The following is a 21,963-nucleotide window of genomic DNA, read 5'->3' on the forward strand; positions in this document are numbered from 1 at the left end:
CATGGCCGGTCAGCCCCAGGCGCCGGCGGCGGCGTGCAGTTCCGCGCCGTCGACGCCGATGGTGTTGCCGGTCAGCCAGGAGGACTCGGTGCGCGACAGCAGCGCCACGGCGTCCGCGACATCCTCCGGCCGGGTCAGCCGGCCGTGGGGGTTGTTCTCGGCGGCGCGCTCGATGTAACCGGCGTGTTCCGGGATGCGCCGCAGGGCCGGGGTGACGGTGGTGCCGGCGCGCAGCGCGTTCACGGCGACGCCCCGGGGGGCCAGTTCGCATGCCAACTGCCGGACATGGGCCTCCAGGGCGGACTTGGCCGCCGAGACCGCGCCGTAGCTGGGCAGCGCCTGGGAGGTGCCGGCGCTCGTCATCGCGTAGACCTTCGAGCCGTCGCGCAGCAGGCCCGCCGCGAGCAGGTCCTGTGTCCAGTACACGAGGCTGTGCGCCATGACGTCGAGGGTCATCTCCATCTGGCGGGCGGTGATCTGCTTGTCCCAACCGGCCCGCGGCAGGAACGGCACGAGGGTGCCGAAGGCGAGCGAGTGAACCAGGACGCGGACGCCGCCGGTGGAGCCGGTCAGCTCGGCCAGCCGGTAAACGATCTCCTGCCGGGTGCTCCGGGAGGCGGCGTTGGCGTTGAAGAAGTGCGCCTCGACGCCCTTGCCCCGGATCTCCCCGACGAGTTCCTCGACCTCCTCGGCACGCGACGCCGTGTCGAAGTGCACGCCGGCGACATGGACGCCCTCCTCGGCGAGCCCCAGGGCGATGGCTCGCCCGATACCGCTGGAAACCCCGAGGACCAGGCACCAGCTCCCCTCAAGCGACTTCAGCATGCTCTGACTCCTGTGTGCGATGGGGCGGTTCGGCGGACGCGGGATGTGCGGACGGCACGGTCACGGGGGAGACACGCACGAGCGCCACATGTCCGGCACCGGTCGCGCAGACGATCAGCCGGCTGCCCCCGTCCCGCGCGGTGACGGCGTGGGCCACGGCCAGGGCCGGGCCCAGACACCCGATCCGCGGTGCCGGGTCCGCCGCCGGGCCGAGGCCGGGGTGCTCCGGGGCGTCGGTCGGCGGAGCGCCTCCCGGCGGGATCGGGCGGCGGGCGGCCACCGCGGACACGACCGCCTCGGCGACCGGGGAACCGTCCAGGTCGAGGTGGAGCCCGACGGGGCGGTCTCCCGGAGCGGTCAGCTCCGCCAGCTTCGTGGTGAGGGCGAGGGCGGCGCGGATCCGTCCCGCCCGGTCGGCCAGTGCGGCAGGCGGTACGAACAGGGAGCGGACCCGCACCGTCGCGCGTACCGCCGAGCCGCGTGCCCGCGCCCCGGCCGGGGTCTCCACCGTGAGTACCACGGCGCCCTGCTCACCCCCGCCGCCCCGGCTCTGCGGGACCAGGTCCTCGGTCGCCGCCAGCACCAGCGTGTCGGCGCGGCCGGACGCCAGCACCACGGCCGCGGCGGACAGCGCGTCCAGCGCCGCCGTGCGGGCCGTGGCGATGGTCAGCGCGAAGCCGTTGAGGGCGAGCTCGCCGGCCAGCCGATTGCCGAGAACGTTCACCGCGAAGTACGGGGCCGAGGCGGGGGAGATATCCGCCGCACCCGACCCGGCGACCGTGGCGTCCATGGCGTCGAAGAGTCCGGCGAGCCCGGCGTTGGTGGCGAGCAGGAGCCCGCGCCGGTCGGCCGGGACGGCGTCGGGCCGGCCCCCGTCGGCGAGCGCGCCCCGCGCCGCGGCGAGGGCGTACTGGGCGGCCGCCGGAAGGTACTTGTAGCCGCGAGGCCCGAGCCGCTCCCGGTGGTCGAACCAGTCGCCGGCGTCCGCCATCGGCACCCCGCCCGCCGCCGCGGCCACTTCCGGCGAGTCGCCCCACGGCGTGACCACACCCGCACCGGTGACGACGAGTTCGTCCGCGGACACATCCGTCATACCGGCACTCCCCCCTTCCCCTCGCCCGCTCCCGCCCCCACCGCGTCCGCGTCCCCTGCCAGCACCACCGACGCGTTGTTCCCGCCGAACCCATAGGCGTTGACCAGCACACGCCACGCCCCGGCGGGCAACGGCACCGGCTCGCCCTGCGGCAGCAGCACCGCGCACTCGGGGTCCTGCTCCTTCAGCACCACGTTCGGCGGGACCGTGCCGTGGCGCAGGATCAGCGCCGCGGCGACGGCGGCCAGCGCGGCGGACGCCCCGCCCGCGTGGCCGAAGAGTGCCTTGAGGCTGTACAGCGGCACGTCGGCGGCACGCGCCCCGAGGGCGCGGTGCAGGGCCCGGCTCTCCAGGACGTCGTTGAGCCGGGTGCCGGTGCCGTGCGGCACCACGCAGCCGATGTCGTCGGCCGAGCCGCCCACGGCCTCGCGCATGGCCCGCACGATCTGCTCGCCGTCGGCCCGCGGCGCCGTCGGATGGTCCGCGTCGCAGCTCCACGCGACGGCGGAGAGCCGCAGCACGCCACGGCCGTCACCGGTCGTCACACCCCGCGCCCGGGCGTGCGCCGCCGACTCCACGACGAGGATCCCCGCGCCCTCGGCGAACACCGTGCCGTCGCGGTCGGCCTCGAAGGGCCGGCAGCGCTCCGGGTCGACGGCACCGAGCCGGTTGAAGCAGCCGAGCGCCACCCGCGAGTACGCGTCGGAGCCGCCCGCGATCACCACGTCCGCCAGACCCGCGCGCACCAGATCCGCCGCGATGCCGAGCGCGTACGCCCCGGCCGCGCAGGCGTTCCCGATGTCGTGAACCGGGCCGAACAGCCCGAGCTCGGCCGCCAGCGCGCCGGCCAGGCGGAACGGCGGCGTCCAGGCACCGTCGTCCCCCCGGCCGCGTTCGTTGGCGCCCGGCTCGCCCATACAACTGCCCAGCACGACGGCGGCACGGGCCGTGGCGAGCTCCGCCGCGTCCAGCCCTGCGTCGGCCAGCGCCTCAGCGGTGGCGAGTGACGCGAACCGCGTCGCCCGGTCGGCCGCCAGGTCGGGATCGGGCACCAGGCCGATGAGCGGCAGGTCCATCCGGGCGAGCGGGTCCGCCGGCCGGTCCGGCAGACGGGTTCCGGCCGCCGTCATGGCCCGCCACAGAGTGTCGGCGCCCGCACCGTGACAGGTGACGGCGCCGACCCCGGTGACCACGACCTCGACCTCGCGGTTCATGCCGTCCGGCCCTCCAGGGCCGCGTTCATACGGTCGTCGAAGGCCACCAGGGACCAGTCGCGGCGGTTCTCGATCACCGCGTAACCGTGGGTGATCCGGCCGGTCGCCGTCTGCACCAGCTTCCCGTCGCGCACCACATAGGTGTCCATGCGCGAGTCGTACGTGACGCCCTTGAAGACGCTCTCCACGGTGAGGACGACGTACATGTCCTCCTCCATACGGGCCTCGTCGAGGACGGTGATCCGCGAGTGCGGCACCACCGGGATCCAGTTCTGCTCGTCCAACAGCGTCTTGATGGACACCCCGCGGTCGGCGACCAGCCGGTCCTTGGCCTCCTCCATCAGCCGGAGGTAGCCGGACATCTGCTGACGCTCGGTGAAGTGGCAGTACCAGTAGGGGATGCGGAACTTCCACGCGTACGCATTGCGCCCGGCCGTCAGCTCCTTGACCACGTCGTCGGCCGTCAGGTCGGCTTCGACAGGCTCCGGCGTCCAGCCGGGCGTCGCGGCGAGCCTGTCGACCGCGAACGGCGCGAGCGCGGCCGGCAGCTGCTGTTCGCCGCCGCCCCGCGGGTCGAAGCGCAGTTGGACGCGGACGGTGGAGGTCACCGCCTTGAGCAGGGTGTCGCGCCGCACCCGCAGGGTGACCGCGAACAGCAGCTCGTCGTCCTCGGCCCGGCGATGCGGCCCGACCTCGGCGACGGCCACGTCGTCGATGTGGAAGGCGTGCAGGATGCGGGTGTCGATGTCCACGATGTCCGTGCACAGGCCGTACACCTCGTAGATCTCGCCCGGCGCGACACCCGCCTGCCTGAGGTGGTTCAGTACGGCTTCCTCGACCAGGTAATTGACATGCTTGAACCCGATCCAGGTGCAGATGTTGGAGCCCTCGTAGCGAGGACGGATCTCCAGGGAGCTGGGCTCCCTCAGGGCGCGGACCGCGGCGTCGATGTCAGCGGTGTGGGCGGTCGTGGTCACGTCGACTCCGGTGCGTAGGTGTGGAGTTGCGGAAAAGGGTGAACTGCGGGTCGGGCTGGGGGCCGCGGTACGGCGGTGGCGGCTGTGTCCTCCGCCAGGCGGTCGGGGAAGACCTCACTCAGCAAGGCGTGCACCGCGTCCGCGAACCGCCGCGGCTGCTCCGCCATGGCGAAGTGGCCGCATTCCCCGAAGAGTTCGAACCGGCCGTCGGGCAGCGCCCCGGCCAGCGTGCGGGCATCGTCGGGCGGGGCGGCGAAGTCCTCCGTGCCGGCCACCACGAGCACCGGCAGGCGCAGCGCGGCGACATCGAGGTGGGGGCTGCGCAGATACGCCCCGAAGAACTGCTGCCAGCCGTAGGGCCCGATCCGGTCTCGCACCCGCATCGCCATGGCGGCGCGCAGCGCGGGCGTGACGCGATCGCCCGCGCCGATCCGCAGCCCCTCTTCGAGGATGCGGTGGAAGCCGCTCAGGTAGTACAGGGCGTCGTCCCAGGTGAAGTCCCCCGGACTGCGCCGGTGGAAGGGCGCCACGACCACGGCGGCCCGCGGCCCGCGGCCCTCGGGTGTCCGTCGGGCCAGCACCTCCAGGGCCGGTCCCGCGGTGAAGGAGTGCACGATGACCGCGTCGACCTCGCCGGGCACCGCGTTGAGCGCCCGCTGCACGTGCTCCGCCGGGTCGCCGTGCACGCTCCACCCGGGGTCGCCCTCGGCTCCCCACGGCAGCACGCCGTCCCAGATCTCGACGCCGTCCAGGGCCAGTTCCTCGTAGGACCGCCACACGGAGGTGGACCCGGCCAGCCCGTGCAGCAACAGCACCCGCACCGGCACGGAGCCGCCCAGGGCCGCCCGCCGCAGCCGCACGGTGGCCGTCCGCTGCCCGCGAAAGCCCAGCAGCCCGGTCGCCATGCCACCGCCGGCCGGTTCGCCGGGACGGCGCGGCCGGGCCTGGCCCGTCAGTGCTCCGGACGGCGGCCGGTCCCGCGACTCGGATGCCGTGCCGTCGGCGTCCGCTTCGTCCGGGCCGCGCTGCCCGCCCCGACCCGTCCGCGCTTCGCAGGCCGGCTCACCCGGCACGCGGGGCGTCACGGCCGAAGACGCGTCGGCCGACGGCCACGGTCCCGCGTCCGTGCTCATCGTGTGCCGCCCACGGGCTGCGCCACCGGCACCGCTCCCGGCACGGCTTCGGGCCTGGACCGGGCTGTTCCGGGCGCCGCCGGCAACGCGGCGGGGCCGGTCAGCAGAAGGGCCGCGCTCGCGTCGTCCCAGCCCGCGTCGCCGGTGCCCGCGCTGGCCAGCACCGCCTCGGAGTCATCGGCACGGTCACCGGCCCGGCCGCCCAGCCAGACGGCAGCCGCCGCGCACTGCAGTACACCGAGCGCACCCGAGGCGGGTCCGTACAGGGCGGACAGGTCGTGGACGGGCGCGCTGCCCGCCCCGGTGCCCAGTGCCGGTGCTGGAGCCGTCACCCCCTCCGGGTGTTCCGGCACGCACCACAGCCCGATCCGCCCGGCGTGCCGGGACCGCACTGCGGCGACCGCCTTGGGGTGGTCGCCCCGGCGGGCGTAGGGCCCCACGACGGCCAGGTGCTGTGCGCCCCGGGCGCCGGCCGACGCGGCCGACTCCACGACCAGCGCGACCGCCCCGTCGAACAGTTCGGGAACCGCGGCCGTGGTCTCCCCGGCCAGCGCCTCGGGCGTGCCCGTGACGTGCCGGACGGCGGCGTTGTCCGGCTCGACGCCCAGGACCAGGACCCGTTCGACCCGACCGGCCGCGATCAGCAGCCGTGCCCAGTTGACGGCGTCCAGGCCGGACGTCGGCCCGTTGCACAGCGTCAGGTTGGCGCCGCGCAGCCCGTGCGTGATGGCTACCCAGGAGGCCACGACGTTGCTGGAGGTGGCGGGCAGCATCATGGGGCTGGTCGCCAGATAGGTGGACTCTGCGATGGTCTGCACGGTCTCGCAGACCGTGTCGGCGTTGCCGTAGTTCGTACTGGCCATGACGCCCACGCTCGCGCCGGGGACGGTAAGGGCCCCGTTGTCGTCGGTGAGCCCGGCCGCGCGCAGGGCGTCCGCGGCCGCGGCCATGCCGAGCTTGGTGGCGCGGTCCTTGTAGCGCAGCCCACGTCCCTTGAGCCGGGAGACGGGGTCGGCCGCGTCCCGATGGCCGACGGGCAGCGGCCCGAGCAGGTCCTGCGGCCCGGTCAGCCCGCGTACGGCGGTGCCGAGCCCGGTGATCACGGCGGACGCCGTGCGTTCGGTCCTCACTGGCCTCCTCCCTCGGGACCGGCCGGGTGCGGCACGGCTTCGTCGTCGACACGCTCCACGACCGCGACCGCGTTGAGCCCGCCGAACCCGAACGAGTCGATCTGCGCCAGCCGCAGCGGCTCCTCCGGGCGCACGGCACCGCCCCGCACCAGGCGGAAGCCGGCCACGGCCGCCACCGGGTCGTCGAGGTACACCGTCGGCGGGACGGTGCCGGTGCGCATCACGTCGACCGCCGCAACCAGGCTGTGCAGCCCGGAGGCGCCCGCGGTGTGCCCGGTCATCGACTTGATCGCCGTCATGTAGGGGGAGAGGGCCAGGCCCGCGAACACCGTGCCGAGCGCGCTCGACTCGGCCTCGTCGTTCAGCGGGGTGCCGGTGCCGTGCAGCATGACCAGGTCGATGTCCGCGGGCCGCACCCCGGCCCTGCGGTGCGCTTCCTGGACGGCGGCGGTGATGCTTTTCGCGTCCGGTGCCGATGGGTGGTAGGCGTCGCAGTTGACGGCGACCCCCCGCACCCGTGCGTGCACCCGGGAGCCCGGCCCGGGCCCGTCCGCCTCCCGGCGAAGCACCACCGCCACCGCGCCCTCGCCCTGGAGCATCCCGCGCCGCTCCCGGTCGAACGGACGGACGCGGTCGGGGGCTTCGGGGTAGCAGCGATCGAGCAACCCGTAGGTGCTCTCGGTGATGGTGTCGACCCCGGCCACGACGACGGTGTCCGCCGCGTCCAGGTCGAGCAGGTCGGCGCCCAGCGCCAGCGTGTACAGCGAGGCCGAGCAGGCGTTGGCGACGGTGTGGGTGTCAGCGGCGCCGAACCGGCGCCGCAACATGGTCCCGAAGTGCAGGTCGGCCGCGTCGAACGGGATCCCGTCCCGCCACGAGAGCTCCACCGAGCGCAGCTCGCGCAGGGTGGTGCCCACCAGCACCGGCACCTCCGACAGGTCGTCGCCGAGCCCGGCGTCCGCCGCGGCCTGCGCCACCGCTCGTTCGAGCCAGCGGGTGGCCCTCAGCGGCACGTCCACGCCGGGCGCCGGACGGTCGTCGATCTCGTACGCCACCTGTGCGCGGAACTTCTCCCGGTCGTAGCCGCGCAGCGGTCCGAGCCCGCTGCGGCCGGCGATCAGCGCGCCGAAGATCTCCTCGACGTCGGCTCCGACACTGGCGACGGCGCCCCTCCCGGTCACGATCCAGCTCATACCGCGCTCCCTACGGGCTCCGTACGCTGCCCGTCGCGGTACGCCCCGAGGATCAGCACCGCGTTGTTGCCGCCGAACGCGAGCGCGTTGTTCTGCACTACGTTCAGCTCCGCCTCGACGGCCCGGTTGGGCACGCAGTCGACACCGCACTCCGGGTCGGTCTCACGGTGGTTGATGGTCGGCGGGATGAATCCCTCGGTGATCGACAGCGCGCAGGCCGCCGCGGCGACTGCGCTGGCCGCCCCCATGCTGTGGCCGATCATCGATTTGATGGAGACCGTGCGCGGCATGGACCCCTCACCGAACACCTGGCGGATCGCGCCCGCCTCCGTGATGTCGTTGGCCTTGGTGCCGGTGCCGTGCGCGGAGACGAAGTCGACCTGGTCCGGCGTCACCCCGGCGTTGCGGTGGGCGATCCGGATCGTCCGCGCGATGCTGTCGCGGTCCGGGGCGACCGGGTGCAGGGCGTCGCAGGCGAGCCCGTACCCGAGCACCTCGGCGTAGATGCGGGCCCCGCGGGCGAGCGCGGAGTCGAGGCTCTCCATCAGGAGGATGCCCGCCCCCTCACCGGTGAGGATGCCTTCGCGGTCCTTGTCGAATGGCCGGCACACCTCAGGGGCGATGGTGCCGAGCCGGTAGAAGCCGGTGAATGTCTTGCGGCACGCGGCGTCGGCGCCACCGCACAGGGCGATGTCGACATCACCGCTGCGCAGGGCGTCGTAGCCGTAGCCGACCGCGTAGTTGCCCGCTGCGCACGCGGTCGGGATCGTCACGGCCTCCACGTCCTCCAGCTCCAGCTCGCGCACGATGCCGGCCGACAGACGCCCGGCCGGGACGCGCCGGGCGACGGCCGGCTCGTACGCGCCGGGGCCACCGTCCAGGCTCGCGGCGACGAGCTGGTCGAGGTCGCGTGACTCGCCGTCCGTGGTGCCCACCGACACCAGGGAACGGCGGGAGCGCACGTCCGCCAAGGTCAGGCCGGCGTCCTCGACCGCCATCCGCGCGGCGGCGACCGAGAACTGGCTCGCCCGGCCCAGCTCCTCGGGGTCCTGCCGCGTGATCCATCGGTCCGGCGCGAAGTCGGTGACCTCGCAGCCGTTGGCGTGAGCGAATCCGGTCGTGTCGAACGCGGTGATCGACTTGACGCCGCTGCGTCCTTCACGTAGCCCGGCGGTGAAGGCCTCGACACCGATGCCGATGCTGGTGACGACACCGAGCCCGGTGATGACCACCCGGCGGCCGGCGGCCTTGGGGTGCCGGCGCCGGGGCCCGCCCTGACCTCGCTCGTCCGTGCTGATCGAAGCATTCATCGAAGCTCACCCATCTGGCGGTCGGGACGACGGATCAGCTTTGAGCGGCCTCGGCCACCACTGCGTAAACGCCCTCAAGGTTGACCATGCGGCTGAGCTCGCTCTGGTCGATCGTCACCTTCTGGGTCCGCTCCAGAGCGGCGAGGATCTCGATCGCGCGCAGCGAGTCCGCGTCGTGCTCCTCCTTGAAGAGGCTGGTTTCGGTGACCTCGTCCTCGTCGATCTCGAGAATGTCGCAGACGACTTCCTTGATCTCCTGCTTGCGGGCAGCGTCAAGGCCGTTCGGCAGACTCACGTTGGTCATCTCGACTCCCATGCGGATCGGTATCGGAGTCCGGTGACTCCGCCCGTGTGATGAGTCGAGGGTGGAATCGGCCGCTATACGCGGCCTATACAGGGTCCGCCGCAATCGGCCGGCCCAGCTGAGCGGCGCGCAGTTCCCTCAATCAGCCCGACCTTCCAGGTCGCGCGGGACCCGGTGCTGCACCAGGACAGGAGGCGTGGTCGTCGTCCCACTGGCCGGGATGACGCCGGGCATCTTCGCTGGCATCTGTCTGGCCACTCTCCGGACTCGCCGAGATCATCAAGGCCGGCTTCATCGCCGCCCGATGATCACCAACCTCGGCGTGTCCGACTCCGAGGCGGGCGCATCCCAGTGGGGTCGCTCACCGCCGGAGGTCGACAAGAAATCCCGCGGCGACCTGCTCCGCTTCATCGTCCTCGACGGCCTCGCCAAGCTCACCCTTCTAAAGGGCCCCGACCCTGCCTTAATGCAACAGCGAGGTCGGCGCCAGTAGACAGAGGTCACCCGCCTCGGGGCGTCACCGGACCAGATCGCGCGGGCCGTCGCAGGGGTATGGGCGGAGCTGGGGTGTCGTCGTCTGGTTCCGCGAAAGGTGTCTTCGTCGGCATTGTGACGGCGGTGGAGGCACTGGGCGCCCTGAGATTGGTGCCAGCCTGTGCGTGTCCAGCCGGGGCTGCGTCGTGAACCAGACGCAGTTCGGGGCGCGGTGCCGCCGCATTCTTGCCTTCGCCCGGGACGCTGATGGGGACGAGTCCGAACACGTAGTCGTTCAGGTCGTCGGGATGAATGCCCATATGAGCCGCGACGTCGGCGGCGGTCATGCCCTTGGCCCGCAGGGCCTCGAAGACCTTGGCCAGGAGCTGGCTGCTCTCTCGGGCCAGCAGTGAGCCGGGTTCGCTGCTGCGGTATCCCATCTGGGCGAGTTTCTTGACGGTCTGGGTGTGACGCCATTCGGACAGCAGGCCGAGGGCGCGGAGTCGGTAGGCCAGAGCTATGGCGGAGACACCCCAGCGGCGTTTGGCACTCAGGATCCGCTCCACGGAGGCATCATTCAGGCGTTGGGCGATGATGCCGGCGCGAGGCATGAGGAAGGCGGAGGCGAAGGCGTTGGCCTCTGGCTCTCCTTCCCGGCCGCCGGGGATGCGGTGCTCGGAGTGCAGGACCAGGTGGCCGAGCTCGTGAGCGGCGTCGAACCGGCCGCGCTCTCCGGTCTTGCGGGTGTTGAGGAAGACATACGGGGTGCCAGCGTGAATGGTGGAGAAGGCGTCCGCGTCCAGGCAGTCCGGCGCCAGGGAGAACACCCGCACGCCGTTGGCCTCTAGCAGGTGGACCAGATTGGGTACCGGCGCCTCACCGAGCCCCCAGGCCGCCCTCACCTGCTCGGCGGCCTGTTCAGGCGTCAGGTGCGGATAGGTGGGCACGTTGGGGGTCGGCAGGCGGAAGCGCTCCTCCAGCCAGGCATTGAGGGTGGAGGCCACGGCACCCGAGCTCAGGGTGGCGTCGCGCTCCAGAGCGCTCATCTTGGTCGGCGCCCGGAAACTGACCGCGTCCAGTTGCATCTCCGGAGCGGGCGGGGCCTGGAAGAAGGCCACAGGGAAGCGCAGGATCCAAGCAAGCGAGGCGAGGGTCTCCGCCGACGGCACCTTGCGGTGCTTCTCGAAGGCGTTGATGCTCTGCGGCGACAGGCCGGAGGCCGCCGCCAGAGCGGCCTGGCTCATGCGCCGGCGCTTGCGCGCGAGGACCAGCCGCTCTGGCGTGAACACGTTGCCTCAACTCCTATGTCTTGCTCTGACCAGCTAATTCTCCCCCAGGAACTCCACCATGACCTCCGGCCCTTGGTCATCCCCGGGCTCGTCCAGCGAGATGTCGAAGCCAGGGTCCTCCATCGGCGGGAGGCTGATGGGTATGCGGTGCAGCCACTCGTCGACGAACTTGCCGTTCATCTTCACCGGAAGTGACAGCTCCGCCTTGATGAGCCCCTCCTCCCGCTTGTACAAGAGGCACCAGGTGGGGAGCTCGTCCAGCTCCACCCCGTACTCCACCTCGTCGCGGGAGAGGAACGCCAGCTGGCCGTTCTTCTCCACCATCCTCGCCATGGCAGGTCCCTTGGGGTTCTTCGAGCGCACCCGCTTGTTCAGGTCGGCCACCCCGCCTTCCGCGCTGATGGCGGTGATGGCGTGCGTCCGGTCGGGGTGGATGACCCGCAGGATGCTGTCCCTCGACGTGTGCCCCCATCTCTCCTCGGGCACCAGCAGCTCCGCCAGATAGCGGTTGGCCCGGCTCCAGAACAGGAAACCCCGCGCGGCCGGAGCGTCGAAGTCCGTGCATCCGCGCACGTCCTCCAGCGCCATGCTCAGCACCACGGTGAACAGGTCGGCGGACACATCAAGTTCGGCAAGTCGCTGAGCGTGCTGCTGGGGGTCGGGCTGGGCCAAGGTCGGATCCTCCAGACATCGTCGGTTTCAGAAATCGTACCTCAATTGAGGTGGGGTTTCTGAAACCAAAGACATCATCGCACACCAGTTCGACTTTGTCATCCTGGCTCAACCGCCCTACTGAGCCATGGGTTTACCGTGGCCGCCAGGACGACAGTCGCCCGTCTTTGGTGCCCGGTGGACGCGTCGGCTTCTCGATGCCTGAAGGGTGCGGGCGCTCCAGGCGAAGCTGCGGATGCGCCCTGCTCGACTAGCAGGTCCGTGTCACCGGAGGGAGGTTTCGCTCTCCCGGGATCTGGCAGTGGCACCACGGATGACCACCGGTCCAAGTGAGTGGGTCAGGTTCTACTGATCCGTCGTGCCGCCCCTGCCGTGACTTCCTCGGGCGTGAAATCGTCGAACAGCCGACTCAGGGCGCAGGCCAACCGCGCCCGTCGTGCGGAGCGGTCACGGGCCACTGCCCGGGCTATGGCCGCCTTGAGGTACATCTCCGGCGTCTGTCCGGCTTCCGCCGCGAGGCGTTGAAGGCGTTCGGCGGTTTCCGGCTCCATCGGGATGCTCATGAGGTAGGTGCCGTCGACGCCCGGGAACAGTCCGCAGAGCACGTCAACGGGCAGTGTGTCTCCCAGCCGTTTCCAGATCCTCCGTATGGCTCTTGGCTCGCTCTTCGCGGATACGAGGACCACCAGGCGACTGCCGTCATCGGAGGACGCCATGGCAAGACGGCTTCGCTGCTGTGCGGCCCTCAGCTCGACCGCGCCCACGGCACGGGTCAGGACGATCTCGATGGCGTACATGGACACTGTGCTTCTCCCGTCCCAGGGCTCACTCGAGGGAGACCACCCCGTCGGGCAGCCATCCCTCCCAGTAACCGTCGATGAGGTCGAGCAGCACTTGCGGCTCCACCTGCACGTCCGCGTCCCGCAGTTCGGCCGTCGTCCACCATCGCGCGCTTGGCGACAGCAGGGCGCGGACGTCGCAGGGCCAGCCCTCTGCCGCAGGGGCCGCCAGCACGAAGTACTCCTCGCACTGGCGATCCCTGGAAGCGGGAAGCCGTCCTGTGACGGGGGCGATCCGAAGTGCGGGCAGCCGCAGTTCACGGCGAAGGTGGTGCGCCGCGGCCCGACGAAAGGACTCGCCCAGCCGTATCGAGTACCTGGGAACGCTCCAGGTGGCCGGGGGCACGGCGCGGTCCGGCACCAGTAGAAAGCTGCGTGCGGCCGGGTCGATGACGACGGGACGGACGCATGCGGCTGCCGGGAAGCCTGAGCTGATCACATCGACCACTCTGCCTGCATGTTATTGGAATGGCATGCCGATGTGTTCCATACGGGTGTGTCAGGGCAGGATCCGGCATGCATATCCAGCGAACTGGATGCGATGTGTGGGCGGAAGCACCCTCGTATCCAGTTCACTGGATACGAGGAAGATCTGGCCGGACCGAGCGGTGGCGGTCCGGGCTCGTGGGCGGTGTGAACGCGCACGAGCCCGGCTTGGCACCGTTCGGCCCGGCCGGGTGTGGACGATCAGGGAGGGGAGGAACAGGGTGTGGCCCGACCGGCTGGTCGTGGGAGACCGGGTCCGGTTCGACGGGCAGGTGTGCACGGTGACCGGCGTACACGGCGGGCACGTCGCACTGCTGGACGGACTCGGCGCCACCGAGCACGTCGACGTGGTCTCCCTGCTGTCTTCGGAGGGCTTCGAGTTCCTGGGGCGGGGAGCAGTGCCGCCTCCGGAGCAGTCGGCGCCGCCCCTGCCCGAGGCGGCTCTGGAGCGGGCACGCTGGTGGCGGCGGCACGTCACCGAGGTACTCAACGGCGTGCCGCATGACGCCCCCGCCGGCACCGAGCCGCTCCCGGCCTACGATCCGTCACACCGCACATTGACCGAGCGCGAGGAAGCCAAAGCACGGGAGTTGGCCGACCTGGGCGTGCGCGGAGCTTCCGCGCGGACGGTGCGCCGCAAGCGGCAGCGGTATCAGGAGCAGGGCCTGACCGGGCTCGCCGACGGCAGGGCCGGTCGGCATATAACCGACGACGCGCGGCTGGACCCTCGAGTGCGGGCAACGGTCCGGGAGGTGCTCGCCGCGCAACGGTCAGGAGCCCCCCTGAGGGCCGGGCACTTGCACGATCAGGTGCTGGCCCGACTGACCGGGCCCATCTCGGCGGGTGAGTTGCCCAGGCCGTCCCGAGCTGCCGTCCGGCGGCTCGCCGCCGAGATGCTTGTCGGCGGTGGGAAGCGGCGGCTCCGCCGGGTGAGCGACGTAGCCGTTGGTGAGCGCGTGCATCTGGAGACAGTCGAGTTGCCGCTGCCATCCAGCGGGGCGGGCCCGAGGGAGCCTCTTCGGCTGCTGGTCGCTCTGGACGAGGCCACCGGTCTCGTGCTGGCCGCCATCGTCCACACCGGTTACCGGCCGCCACTGCACGCGACGCTGCTCGCCCGGATGCTCGCCCCCGTCGGGATGCACGCAGACTGGGGCGCTCTCCTGTCCGGACGACTCTGTCGCACGGACCGGCGACCCGCGTCCTCACTGCTCGTCCGCCCGGACAGCCTCATTGTCGACGAGGACCACGCGCCCAGCCTGCGGGCACTGCGCCCAGCCTGCACGCAACTGGGCATCCACGTGCGGTACGCGCAGCGTCTGTGGCCCACGGACAGCCAGATCGTGGAGCGCACGCTGGACCACTTCGTGTCCCTCTTCACTGCCCATCTGCTCTCCGCCGCCGGGCGGGCCGCGCACGAGACTGGATGGCCGCCCGAGAGGGTGCAGGACCTGCTCGACGTATGGGTGGCGCAGGTCTGGCCCGACGCCTCGGTGCCGACCGCGCCCTCAGGCGGAGCGCACACGCCGCGAACCCGTCACGAGACGCTGACCGCCTCAGCGGGGTGGACACCGACGCCTTTGCCCCCTCACGGTTTCGCGGAACTTCTGAGCGTGGCCTGGAGAGTGGTCGGAGGCCAGGGGCTGCGGCTGAGCGGACAGACCTACAACTCCTCGGCCTTGGATCCCCTGCGTTCCCCGGCGCCACTGGACAAAGGCCGCAAGTTCGAGGTCCGCTGGGACCCGTATGACCCCCGCCGTGTGTGGCTGCGGTCCCAGGACGATGAGTGGATCACGGTTCCCGCCGTGTCGCCCGCTGTCCGGCGCACCGTTGCGGCCGTCCTGCATCACGCGCCGCTTGAACACACGGAGGTCTACGCTGCTATCCCCCGGCAGCAGCCGGATCCGGCCGCGAACAGGAGCGCGCACTCGCCTGTCTCCTGGACCGGGCCGTCCTGTCGTGACCGGGTCGCCTCGTTCTCGCCGCTTTCGGACCACGAGGACGGCTCACACGCGGCACCAGACGATTCCCGTGTGGCCTATCACGCCGGGCTCCCGCTGCGCGTGCCGGACGTCGTGTCCGCCGCGCGGCGGATCGGGGAGTTGCTGGACCTCAACCGGTACGAGGCAGGCGCCCGCCACGGAATGCTGCTGCACGGGGTGTCCGGTACCGGCAAAACCACAGCCCTGCTGGAAGCAGCCCGCCGCTACACCGCCCAACTGCCCGGCATTCCCTCGGAGAAGCCAGGCAGTTCGCCCATGCCGGTGGTCTACGTCCGGCTGCCACCCGCCACCTCACCGCGCCTGCTGCTGGCCGAACTGGCACGCGCTCTCGGTATGCCACTGCGCGGCTCGCCCACGACCGCCGACCTGGCGGCCCGGGTGAGCGAGGCGATGACAACCGCCCGCACCAGCCTCGTCCTAGTCGACGAGGTCCAGCATCTTCGCAGTCCGGGCTGGTCGGACACCGCCGTGGCCGAGATTCTGGACTACCTCTGCGACCGCCTCCCAGCGACGTTCGCCTTTGCCGGTATCGGCAGCCCCGAGTCCCTCGCCACGGCAGTGACGCACACACCGCACCGCCGACTGCTGTCGGCACGCCTGGACCTTCTGCCCGACGGCGAGGTCTGGCAGGAGGTCATCAGCCGGTTCGAAGACGCGCTGCGTCTGCACGCGCACGAGCCAGGCACTCTGACCGCCCAGGCCGCCCTTCTCCACCAGCGCACCGGCGGAAATGTGGGCCAACTGGCCCTTCTATTGCGCACCGGAGCCGTCCGCGCCATCCGCGAAGGCACCGAACGGCTTACCCTCCCCCTGCTTCCGGGCTGCCTCTTCCCAGCCACTGTTGAAAACCCTTCTGAGGCCCAGAAATACCATCCATAAAAGCGAAGCACGAACATATAGACGATAAAAGGGCGCTCTATCAGGGTTGCAGCCACCAAAAAGCCAACTGGTCCCCCAAAGGCCAGACAGCCAACTGGCTTTGCCCCTACCTTGATGTGCATGACGTACCAGGAGACTTTCCCGAGTCCCCCCACCGACGGGGACGAAGCGGAGCATGTGGTCCGTCAGTACGAATCACTGATCGAGAAGTCCCAAGCGGCCATCGGAAGGCTGAGCACGGCGCTGCGTGAGGAAACCGAGAAGTGTGAGGCGCTGATCGCTCACCGCGATGAGGCGCGAGGCCTGGTGGGAATGCAGTCCCGCTTGCGGACCATGCACGAACAGGCCAGACAGCACGGCATCTTCACCGGCCAGCCCACCCCTCCGGTGACGCTGCACATCGTCCCGGAACCTCTGGGCCGCGAACAGTCCGCATCGGACAGCGAGCCGCCCGCGCCCGCTGAACCCGGACCGGTGCCGGCACCGGCACCGGCGGATGCAGGACACCCGCCGGCCGCCATTACGATCCGGAGCAGCAGACAGCAGGAAATCCTGAACGTCATCGCCTCACGTCCCGACCTTCCCTGGGGCAGTGAGGAAATCGCCAAAGTCCTGGGAATTCCGAAAGAGGACCCCCGGGGCCGCAAAAGGCTGCGCAACCGCCTTCGGACTCTGACGCTGGTCGGCGCCCTGGAGCGCGTCACGCGCGAGGACGACCGGCACGTCTACTACCGTCCGCGAATGAACTGGAAGTTCGACTGACCATTCCGCCCACGACAAGCGATACCCGCAGAATTGCTGTCTTATGACCGCCGCCGCATGAAGTGACCCAGGGGGCAACCTGGGCCGCGGCGACGGTCGTGACCCTACAGGCCGTTTCCGACACTACCCGGCTCCACCCGACTGTGTTCGGCATTCGGTCATTTCCCCCTGCCTCTTTCCCGAGGAACCGAATGCCCATGCGAATTCACTTCGGTGGATTGCCCGGCTCACGGCCGGGCCACAGGTCCACTTCCAGCGCCTTCTCCAGGTTCGCGATCGTCAGCAGGTCGCACCACACCACGCCGTCGAGTACCTGGGCGACCGTCATCCGGGACACGCCACTGCGCCGGGACACCTCGGCGACCGACCAGCCCCTCTCGCCGATCACCCTGCGCAGCCTCGCCGCCACCTCCTGCGCCACCCGGGCGCCGTGGTGGTCATCGAGCATGGCGTGCGGCCACGCGCCGTCGGTCACGTACTCGGCAGGGCTGCGTCGTCGCTTGTCTCCTCGTGGCACAGCGAAGAGTGTCGCCCATCCGGCCCTCCAGGGATGACAGCGTCCGCCAACTCCACCGCATGCTATTCCAAACACACCCCTCCCGGGGTTCTTTCCTGGTGGAGAGTCACGATGGACGCGATCGAGCGCTACCGGCCCAAGCTGTCAGGCCCCGCTGGGCCCGCATCGGCCCCGACTGCCGCCGCGCCGTCGCCAAGGCCGCCCCGGCCACGCCCAAGGAGGCCCGCGACTGGCTCGGCGCCCTCGCTCACGCCGCCGCCCACGCCGACGCGTACGGGCGACCCACCAAGGCCGAGCACCTGCTGACCCCGGAGGCGATCGAGTGGTACCTGTCCACCGGCTGCCTGCACCTGGAGGAGCCCTCCCGCTCCAACCGCCGCTGCCGCCTCAACAAACTCCGCCGCGCCCTGCTGGGCCCCGACCTGATCACCGGCAGCCCCGCCGCCTACTCCGGCTCGGACGCCTCCCGCCCCTACACACAGCCCGAACAGGCCCACCTGTACGCCTCCGCCCGCGCCCAGCCCACCGACGAACTCCGGCACGGCCTCCTGACGCTGCTCGCCCTCGGCTTCGGCTGCGCCCTGGACTCGCCCGAGATCATCCCGCTGCGCACCCACGACGTCCGCGAGGCGCCCAACGGGGCGGTCGCCGTCGCGGTCCGTGGACAGCGCGCCCGAGTGGTGCTGTGCCGCACCGCCTGGGCCCCGGTCCTCACTGAGGCCACTGCCTGGGCCTCCCGCCCCGGCCAGGCCCGCTATCTCTTCCGCCCGAGCAGCCACGCCCGCGGCACCAACACCGTCACCAACTTCCTCGCCCGCACCAAGAAGCCGCCAGGAACGCCTCTGCTGGTCATAGGTCGGGCCCGCGCCACCTGGCTCGTCGACGCCATCGAAGCCCGCATGCACCTGCCCACCCTGATGGCCGCCGCAGGCCTGACCACCCTGCGCTCCATCGACCGGGTCCTGCCCCACGTCCGCAACCTCTCCCCTGACCAGGCCGCCGCCGCGCTCAAGGAGTTCTGACCATGACCAGCCGCCTCGCACGCCACACCCGTATCGCCCGCCTGCGCTCCCAGCGCGCCCTCGTTCCCGACCCCGAAGCTGCCGAGATCCGCGACGAAGTGGCCGGCTCCGGCCTGATCGAGGAGATCGAGCCGCTCGTCGCACGCCGCACCGGCTGCCCTTGCAAGCTCCCTGTCGAGGCTCTGCTGGTCGGCATGAGCCTGGCCTCCGCCCGCAACGGCGGCGTCGTGACCTTCACCGCCGTCACCGACCTGCTGTTCTTCTCTCTCTCCGAGCCGATGCGCGAGCACCTCGGCCTGCGCCGCTACCCCGACCACGACCGCGGCTTCGAAGCCGCCTACGCCACTGTCCGCCGCCGCCTGCACAGCATCCTCGAAGCGATCGACCCGTCCCCGCTGCCCAAGAATCACCGCCTGGTCCGCCGCCATGCCGAGAAGCTCATGGCCAAGGCCGACCCGGACGAGCTCGCCCGCAAGCGCACTCTCATGATCAAGCTGGCCAACCTGATCCTGGCCATGTCCCTGCGGGAGGCGATGCCGCTCCTGGAAGACCGCTGGAACGGCTCGGTCTGCGTAGACGCCACCGTCATCGGCACCTACGCCAAGGGGCTCGCCCCGAACAGCCCTGTTACCGCCACCGACCCCGACGCCGCCTGGTACGTGCGCACCACCAAGCACAAGGACCCCCTCGCCCTCGACGACCTCGCTCCCGATCGACAGGACAAGAAGGGCGCCAGGCTCCTGAAGAAGGCGGAACGCATCAAGAAGAGCCTGTTCGGCTACGACGCCTCCCTCGTCATCGCCCGCGACCCCAGCCGCAGCGGCGTCCCCCTGCCTGACGGCTCCGCCGACCCCGACGTCATCCCGGCCCTGGTCATCGCCTTCTCTGTCGACAAGCCCAGCCACCGCCCCGGCCGCGTCGCCGTCGAGGCTCTCCAGCAGATCGACGACAGCCTCCCGCGCGGCTACCTGGCGGGCGACCGCGCCTACAACGACCAGAAGCCGCAGAACTTCCAGCTCCCCATCCGCGCCATGGGCTACGAACCTGTCTACGACTACGCGAAGGACCAGCTCGGCGTCCAGGCCGGCTTCGCCGGCGCCGAACTCGTCGAGGGCAACTGGTACTGCCCGTCCATGCCCGAGGAGCTCAAGGAAGCCACCAAGGACCTGATCAATGAGAAGATCGACAAGCAGACCTGGATCAACCGCATCCGCGCCCGAGCCGCCTACCTCTTCATGCCCAAGCAGCGGCCCGACGCCGAAGGCCACCGCCGTGTGATGTGCCCTGCCGAGGCCAACCGGACCCAGTGCCCCCTCAAGGCCTACACCCTCGGCCGCGGCATCCACCTGCCCCTCGTCGACCCCGCTCCCAGTCCCGTGGGTTCGCCTCCCTGCTGCAGCCAGAAGACAGTCACCGTCCCGCCGGAAGCCGGCGCCAGCCTCTGGCAGCCCCTCCAGTACGGCTCCGAAGCCTGGCAGCGGGTGTACTTCCGGCTACGCAACAGCGTCGAAGGCATCAACGGCTACGCCAAGGACCCCCTCTACGAGCGCCTCGAAGACGCCGGCACCCGCCGGATCCGCGGCATCGCCGCCCAGACACTCCTGCTGGCCTTCCAGCTCGCCCACGCCAACCGCCGCAAGCTCAGGGCCTGGGCCGACTCGATCGCCCTCCACGACGACCGACCGCGCCGCCGGCCCACCCGCCGCCGCAAGACAAAGCCACTGGGCACCTGGACTCCCAAGGGCTACGTCAACGAGCCCTAACCCCCTGAGACCTTCCTCACAAGCCACCAGTAGCCCATCCTCAACCCAACCGAAGATCCACACCCGAAAACGGGACCGCCGACGGCCTCAGCCGTCGGCGGTCCACGTGTTTCTGCCCACACAAAGAGGAACGGGCGGCATCGTGATCACGATGCCGCCCGTTCCGTCGGTGCAACTGGAGCACTTTCGTCGGTGCTCCGCTGTGCGCGAGGGGGGAGTTGAACCCCCACGCCCTTGCGGGCACTGGAACCTGAATCCAGCGCGTCTGCCTATTCCGCCACCCGCGCATTGGGTGTGTCCTCCGGCTCCGCCCCTTGGGGCCCGGCGCCGTCCGACATGCAGAAGATTAGCACGCCAGACAGGGTGGGTTCACATCACTTGTCGTCGGCCCTCCGCCGGCCCGCCACGCGTCCCACGGTGTGCCGGTTCGCGTATCAACCTCGTACCGGTCCAGGCCATCTCCCCAAGAGGTGGGCCGGGTCCGCAGCCGGGTGCGGGACACTTGTCTTCGCCCGCCTCTACGATCCTTGGCGGGAGGAGTTCGAAGGGTGGCCGCCCAGGGAACCGGCTCAGTGCCGGGGGCGTGGATACGATCAGTAAGCAGTACCAGGCAGAGCAGTACGCGCAAGCAGTACGGCAGGGCAGTACGGCAACGAAGGAGGAGGTGCCCCATGGGAGTCCTGAAGAAGTTCGAGCAGCGTCTCGAAGGTCTGGTCAACGGCACCTTCGCCAAGGTGTTCAAGTCCGAGGTCCAGCCCGTGGAGATCGCCGGAGCACTCCAGCGCGAGTGCGACAACAACGCCACCATCTGGAACCGCGACCGGACCGTCGTCCCCAACGACTTCATCGTGGAACTGAGCGCCCCCGACTACGAGCGCCTGAGCCCCTACTCGGGCCAGCTCGGGGACGAGCTGGCCGGCATGGTGCGCGACTACGCCAAGCAGCAGCGTTACACGTTCATGGGACCGATCAAGGTCAACCTGGAGAAGGCGGACGACCTGGACACCGGCCTGTACCGGGTCCGCAGCCGTACGCTCGCCTCCTCCAGCAACCAGCAGGCCCCCGGGCCCGCCGCCCCGGCCGGGCGGCCCGGCACCGGTCCCGCGCCGGGCGGATACGGGTACCCGCAGCCCGCCCCGCCCGCCGGCGCACCCCCCATGCCCAGTTCGCCGCCGCCCGGCGCCCGGCCCGGGGGCTACGGCTACCCGCAGCCCGCGGGCCAGCGGCCCCCGGCCGCCCCGGCGGGCGGCGGACGCGCCCGCTACTGGATCGAGATCAACGGCACCCGCCATCAGATCTCCCGCCCGACGCTGGTGCTGGGCCGCAGCACCGACGCCGACGTGCGGATCGACGACCCCGGCGTCTCCCGCCGGCACTGTGAGATCCGGACCGGAACGCCCTCGACGATCCAGGATCTCGGCTCCACCAACGGCATCGTGGTGGACGGGCAGCACACCACCCGCGCTACGCTCCGCGACGGCTCGCGGATCGTCGTGGGCAGCACCACCATCATTTACCGGCAAGCCGAAGGGTGAAGCGGGGGCAATGTCAGAGCTGACCCTCACGGTCATGCGGCTGGGTTTCCTGGCCGTACTGTGGCTGTTCGTGATCGTGGCCGTGCAGGTCATCCGCAGCGACCTGTTCGGTACGCGCGTCACCCAGCGAGGATCGCGCAGGGACGCCGGACGCCCCCAGCAGGCCCCCCGGCAGCAGGCCGCGCCCCCGCAGCCGCGTGGCCAGCAGGGCGGCGGCGGCCGGCAGCGTCGCAACGCCCCCACGAAGCTGGTGGTGACCGAGGGCACGCTGACCGGCACCACCGTCGCGCTGCAGGGCCAGACGATCACCCTGGGCCGTGCGCACGACTCCACGATCGTGCTGGACGACGACTACGCCTCCAGCCGCCATGCCAGGATCTACCCCGACCGCGACGGCCAGTGGATCGTCGAGGACCTCGGATCCACCAACGGCACCTACCTGGACCGGTCCCGGCTGACGACTCCCACACCGATCCCGCTGGGCGCGCCGATCCGCATCGGCAAGACCGTCATCGAGCTGCGGAAGTAGTGCTACATCATGAGTGA

The 21,963-nt window shown here is 70.9% G+C and carries 21 protein-coding genes and 1 tRNA gene; 7 read left to right on the top strand and 15 right to left on the bottom strand.

Annotation, left to right across the window (positions count from 1 at the left end; translation table 11 throughout):
* Positions 1–9: 9 nt before the first annotated feature.
* The 9 genes from ACIRFL_RS03775 to ACIRFL_RS03815 are packed head-to-tail and all read right to left on the bottom strand — an operon-like array spanning position 10 to position 9,179.
* Positions 10–825: an SDR family oxidoreductase gene (locus ACIRFL_RS03775; RefSeq protein ID WP_404023605.1), complete on the bottom strand. Its 816-nt coding sequence runs from the start codon at positions 823–825 to the stop codon at positions 10–12.
* Entirely contained in the window at positions 809–1,918 is a 1,110-nt protein-coding gene (locus ACIRFL_RS03780; protein ID WP_404023607.1) for a beta-ketoacyl synthase N-terminal-like domain-containing protein, read from the bottom strand. Before ACIRFL_RS03780 ends, ACIRFL_RS03775 begins: the two co-directional genes overlap by 17 nt.
* Positions 1,915–3,132 (bottom strand): beta-ketoacyl-[acyl-carrier-protein] synthase family protein, encoded by a 1,218-nt coding sequence (locus tag ACIRFL_RS03785; protein ID WP_404023609.1) that lies wholly within the window; start codon positions 3,130–3,132, stop codon positions 1,915–1,917. Before ACIRFL_RS03785 ends, ACIRFL_RS03780 begins: the two co-directional genes overlap by 4 nt.
* Positions 3,129–4,109 carry a hypothetical protein gene (locus ACIRFL_RS03790; protein WP_404023611.1) on the bottom strand — a complete coding sequence of 327 codons (981 nt, stop codon included), beginning with the start codon at positions 4,107–4,109 and terminating at the stop codon, positions 3,129–3,131. The genes ACIRFL_RS03785 and ACIRFL_RS03790 overlap by 4 nt, the downstream gene beginning before the upstream one ends.
* Positions 4,106–5,242: an alpha/beta fold hydrolase gene (locus tag ACIRFL_RS03795; protein ID WP_404023612.1), complete on the bottom strand. Its 1,137-nt coding sequence runs from the start codon at positions 5,240–5,242 to the stop codon at positions 4,106–4,108. The genes ACIRFL_RS03790 and ACIRFL_RS03795 overlap by 4 nt, the downstream gene beginning before the upstream one ends.
* Complete coding sequence (locus ACIRFL_RS03800; protein ID WP_404023613.1) at positions 5,239–6,372, bottom strand: beta-ketoacyl synthase N-terminal-like domain-containing protein; 1,134 nt, start codon at positions 6,370–6,372, stop codon at positions 5,239–5,241. The genes ACIRFL_RS03795 and ACIRFL_RS03800 overlap by 4 nt, the downstream gene beginning before the upstream one ends.
* Positions 6,369–7,565 (bottom strand): beta-ketoacyl synthase N-terminal-like domain-containing protein, encoded by a 1,197-nt coding sequence (locus ACIRFL_RS03805; protein WP_404023614.1) that lies wholly within the window; start codon positions 7,563–7,565, stop codon positions 6,369–6,371. Before ACIRFL_RS03805 ends, ACIRFL_RS03800 begins: the two co-directional genes overlap by 4 nt.
* Positions 7,562–8,875: a beta-ketoacyl-[acyl-carrier-protein] synthase family protein gene (locus ACIRFL_RS03810; protein WP_404023616.1), complete on the bottom strand. Its 1,314-nt coding sequence runs from the start codon at positions 8,873–8,875 to the stop codon at positions 7,562–7,564. Before ACIRFL_RS03810 ends, ACIRFL_RS03805 begins: the two co-directional genes overlap by 4 nt.
* Positions 8,876–8,909: 34 nt before the next feature.
* Complete coding sequence (locus ACIRFL_RS03815) at positions 8,910–9,179, bottom strand: acyl carrier protein (protein ID WP_404023618.1); 270 nt, start codon at positions 9,177–9,179, stop codon at positions 8,910–8,912.
* A 322-nt stretch (positions 9,180–9,501) separates the two neighbouring features.
* Here ACIRFL_RS03815 and ACIRFL_RS03820 point away from each other — a divergent pair, with 322 nt between their 5' ends.
* Entirely contained in the window at positions 9,502–9,672 is a 171-nt protein-coding gene (locus ACIRFL_RS03820) for a hypothetical protein (RefSeq protein WP_404023927.1), read from the top strand.
* 7 nt (positions 9,673–9,679) lie between these two features.
* On the opposite strand, the gene ACIRFL_RS03825 is transcribed toward ACIRFL_RS03820, so the two are convergent.
* The 4 genes from ACIRFL_RS03825 to ACIRFL_RS03840 form a co-directional block, all read right to left on the bottom strand.
* Complete coding sequence (locus ACIRFL_RS03825; protein ID WP_404023619.1) at positions 9,680–10,942, bottom strand: helix-turn-helix domain-containing protein; 1,263 nt, start codon at positions 10,940–10,942, stop codon at positions 9,680–9,682.
* Positions 10,943–10,975: 33 nt separating this feature from the next.
* Entirely contained in the window at positions 10,976–11,614 is a 639-nt protein-coding gene (locus ACIRFL_RS03830) for a hypothetical protein (RefSeq protein WP_404023620.1), read from the bottom strand.
* A gap of 338 nt (positions 11,615–11,952) precedes the next feature.
* Positions 11,953–12,411, bottom strand: a complete 459-nt coding sequence (locus tag ACIRFL_RS03835; protein WP_404023621.1) for a hypothetical protein — start codon at positions 12,409–12,411, stop codon at positions 11,953–11,955.
* Positions 12,412–12,439: 28 nt separating this feature from the next.
* Positions 12,440–12,892, bottom strand: a complete 453-nt coding sequence (locus ACIRFL_RS03840; protein WP_404023622.1) for a hypothetical protein — start codon at positions 12,890–12,892, stop codon at positions 12,440–12,442.
* A 394-nt stretch (positions 12,893–13,286) separates the two neighbouring features.
* On the opposite strand from ACIRFL_RS03840, the gene ACIRFL_RS03845 reads away from it, so the two are divergent.
* A complete protein-coding gene (locus tag ACIRFL_RS03845; protein ID WP_404023624.1) occupies positions 13,287–15,818 on the top strand; it encodes an AAA family ATPase in 2,532 nt (843 codons plus the stop codon).
* A gap of 120 nt (positions 15,819–15,938) precedes the next feature.
* Positions 15,939–16,580, top strand: a complete 642-nt coding sequence (locus tag ACIRFL_RS03850) for a hypothetical protein (protein ID WP_404023625.1) — start codon at positions 15,939–15,941, stop codon at positions 16,578–16,580.
* Positions 16,581–16,785: 205 nt separating this feature from the next.
* Here ACIRFL_RS03850 and ACIRFL_RS03855 read toward each other — a convergent pair whose 3' ends face one another.
* Positions 16,786–17,097: a helix-turn-helix domain-containing protein gene (locus ACIRFL_RS03855; protein WP_404023627.1), complete on the bottom strand. Its 312-nt coding sequence runs from the start codon at positions 17,095–17,097 to the stop codon at positions 16,786–16,788.
* 98 nt (positions 17,098–17,195) lie between these two features.
* On the opposite strand from ACIRFL_RS03855, the gene ACIRFL_RS03860 reads away from it, so the two are divergent.
* Entirely contained in the window at positions 17,196–18,119 is a 924-nt protein-coding gene (locus ACIRFL_RS03860) for a hypothetical protein (protein ID WP_404023628.1), read from the top strand.
* A 2-nt stretch (positions 18,120–18,121) separates the two neighbouring features.
* Positions 18,122–19,882, top strand: coding sequence for a hypothetical protein (locus ACIRFL_RS03865; protein ID WP_404023630.1), 1,761 nt, complete (start codon positions 18,122–18,124; stop codon positions 19,880–19,882).
* A 203-nt stretch (positions 19,883–20,085) separates the two neighbouring features.
* On the opposite strand, the gene ACIRFL_RS03870 is transcribed toward ACIRFL_RS03865, so the two are convergent.
* Positions 20,086–20,169 (bottom strand) — tRNA-Leu (locus tag ACIRFL_RS03870).
* A gap of 384 nt (positions 20,170–20,553) precedes the next feature.
* Between ACIRFL_RS03870 and ACIRFL_RS03875 the strand changes: the two genes are divergently transcribed.
* Positions 20,554–21,417: an FhaA domain-containing protein gene (locus ACIRFL_RS03875; protein ID WP_404023632.1), complete on the top strand. Its 864-nt coding sequence runs from the start codon at positions 20,554–20,556 to the stop codon at positions 21,415–21,417.
* A gap of 10 nt (positions 21,418–21,427) precedes the next feature.
* Positions 21,428–21,946 carry an FHA domain-containing protein gene (locus ACIRFL_RS03880; RefSeq protein WP_404023633.1) on the top strand — a complete coding sequence of 173 codons (519 nt, stop codon included), beginning with the start codon at positions 21,428–21,430 and terminating at the stop codon, positions 21,944–21,946.
* The last annotated feature ends 17 nt before the right edge of the window (positions 21,947–21,963 follow it).

The sequence above is a fragment of the Streptomyces sp. NPDC102462 genome, assembly GCF_044765425.1.
Classification (GTDB): domain Bacteria; phylum Actinomycetota; class Actinomycetes; order Streptomycetales; family Streptomycetaceae; genus Streptomyces.

Bases quoted from the DNA above. Each gene is read 5' to 3' on its own strand.
- ACIRFL_RS03875 (WP_404023632.1), top strand. From the start codon at position 20,554: ATGGGAGTCCTGAAGAAGTTCGAGCAGCGTCTCGAAGGTCTGGTCAAC.
- ACIRFL_RS03850 (WP_404023625.1), top strand. From the start codon at position 15,939: ATGACGTACCAGGAGACTTTCCCGAGTCCCCCCACCGACGGGGACGAA.
- ACIRFL_RS03805 (WP_404023614.1), bottom strand. From the start codon at position 7,565: ATGAGCTGGATCGTGACCGGGAGGGGCGCCGTCGCCAGTGTCGGAGCC.
- ACIRFL_RS03815 (WP_404023618.1), bottom strand. From the start codon at position 9,179: ATGACCAACGTGAGTCTGCCGAACGGCCTTGACGCTGCCCGCAAGCAG.
- ACIRFL_RS03865 (WP_404023630.1), top strand. From the start codon at position 18,122: ATGACCAGCCGCCTCGCACGCCACACCCGTATCGCCCGCCTGCGCTCC.
- ACIRFL_RS03780 (WP_404023607.1), bottom strand. From the start codon at position 1,918: ATGACGGATGTGTCCGCGGACGAACTCGTCGTCACCGGTGCGGGTGTG.
- ACIRFL_RS03795 (WP_404023612.1), bottom strand. From the start codon at position 5,242: ATGAGCACGGACGCGGGACCGTGGCCGTCGGCCGACGCGTCTTCGGCC.
- ACIRFL_RS03880 (WP_404023633.1), top strand. From the start codon at position 21,428: ATGTCAGAGCTGACCCTCACGGTCATGCGGCTGGGTTTCCTGGCCGTA.
- ACIRFL_RS03810 (WP_404023616.1), bottom strand. From the start codon at position 8,875: ATGAATGCTTCGATCAGCACGGACGAGCGAGGTCAGGGCGGGCCCCGG.
- ACIRFL_RS03835 (WP_404023621.1), bottom strand. From the start codon at position 12,411: ATGTACGCCATCGAGATCGTCCTGACCCGTGCCGTGGGCGCGGTCGAG.
- ACIRFL_RS03775 (WP_404023605.1), bottom strand. From the start codon at position 825: ATGCTGAAGTCGCTTGAGGGGAGCTGGTGCCTGGTCCTCGGGGTTTCC.
- ACIRFL_RS03785 (WP_404023609.1), bottom strand. From the start codon at position 3,132: ATGAACCGCGAGGTCGAGGTCGTGGTCACCGGGGTCGGCGCCGTCACC.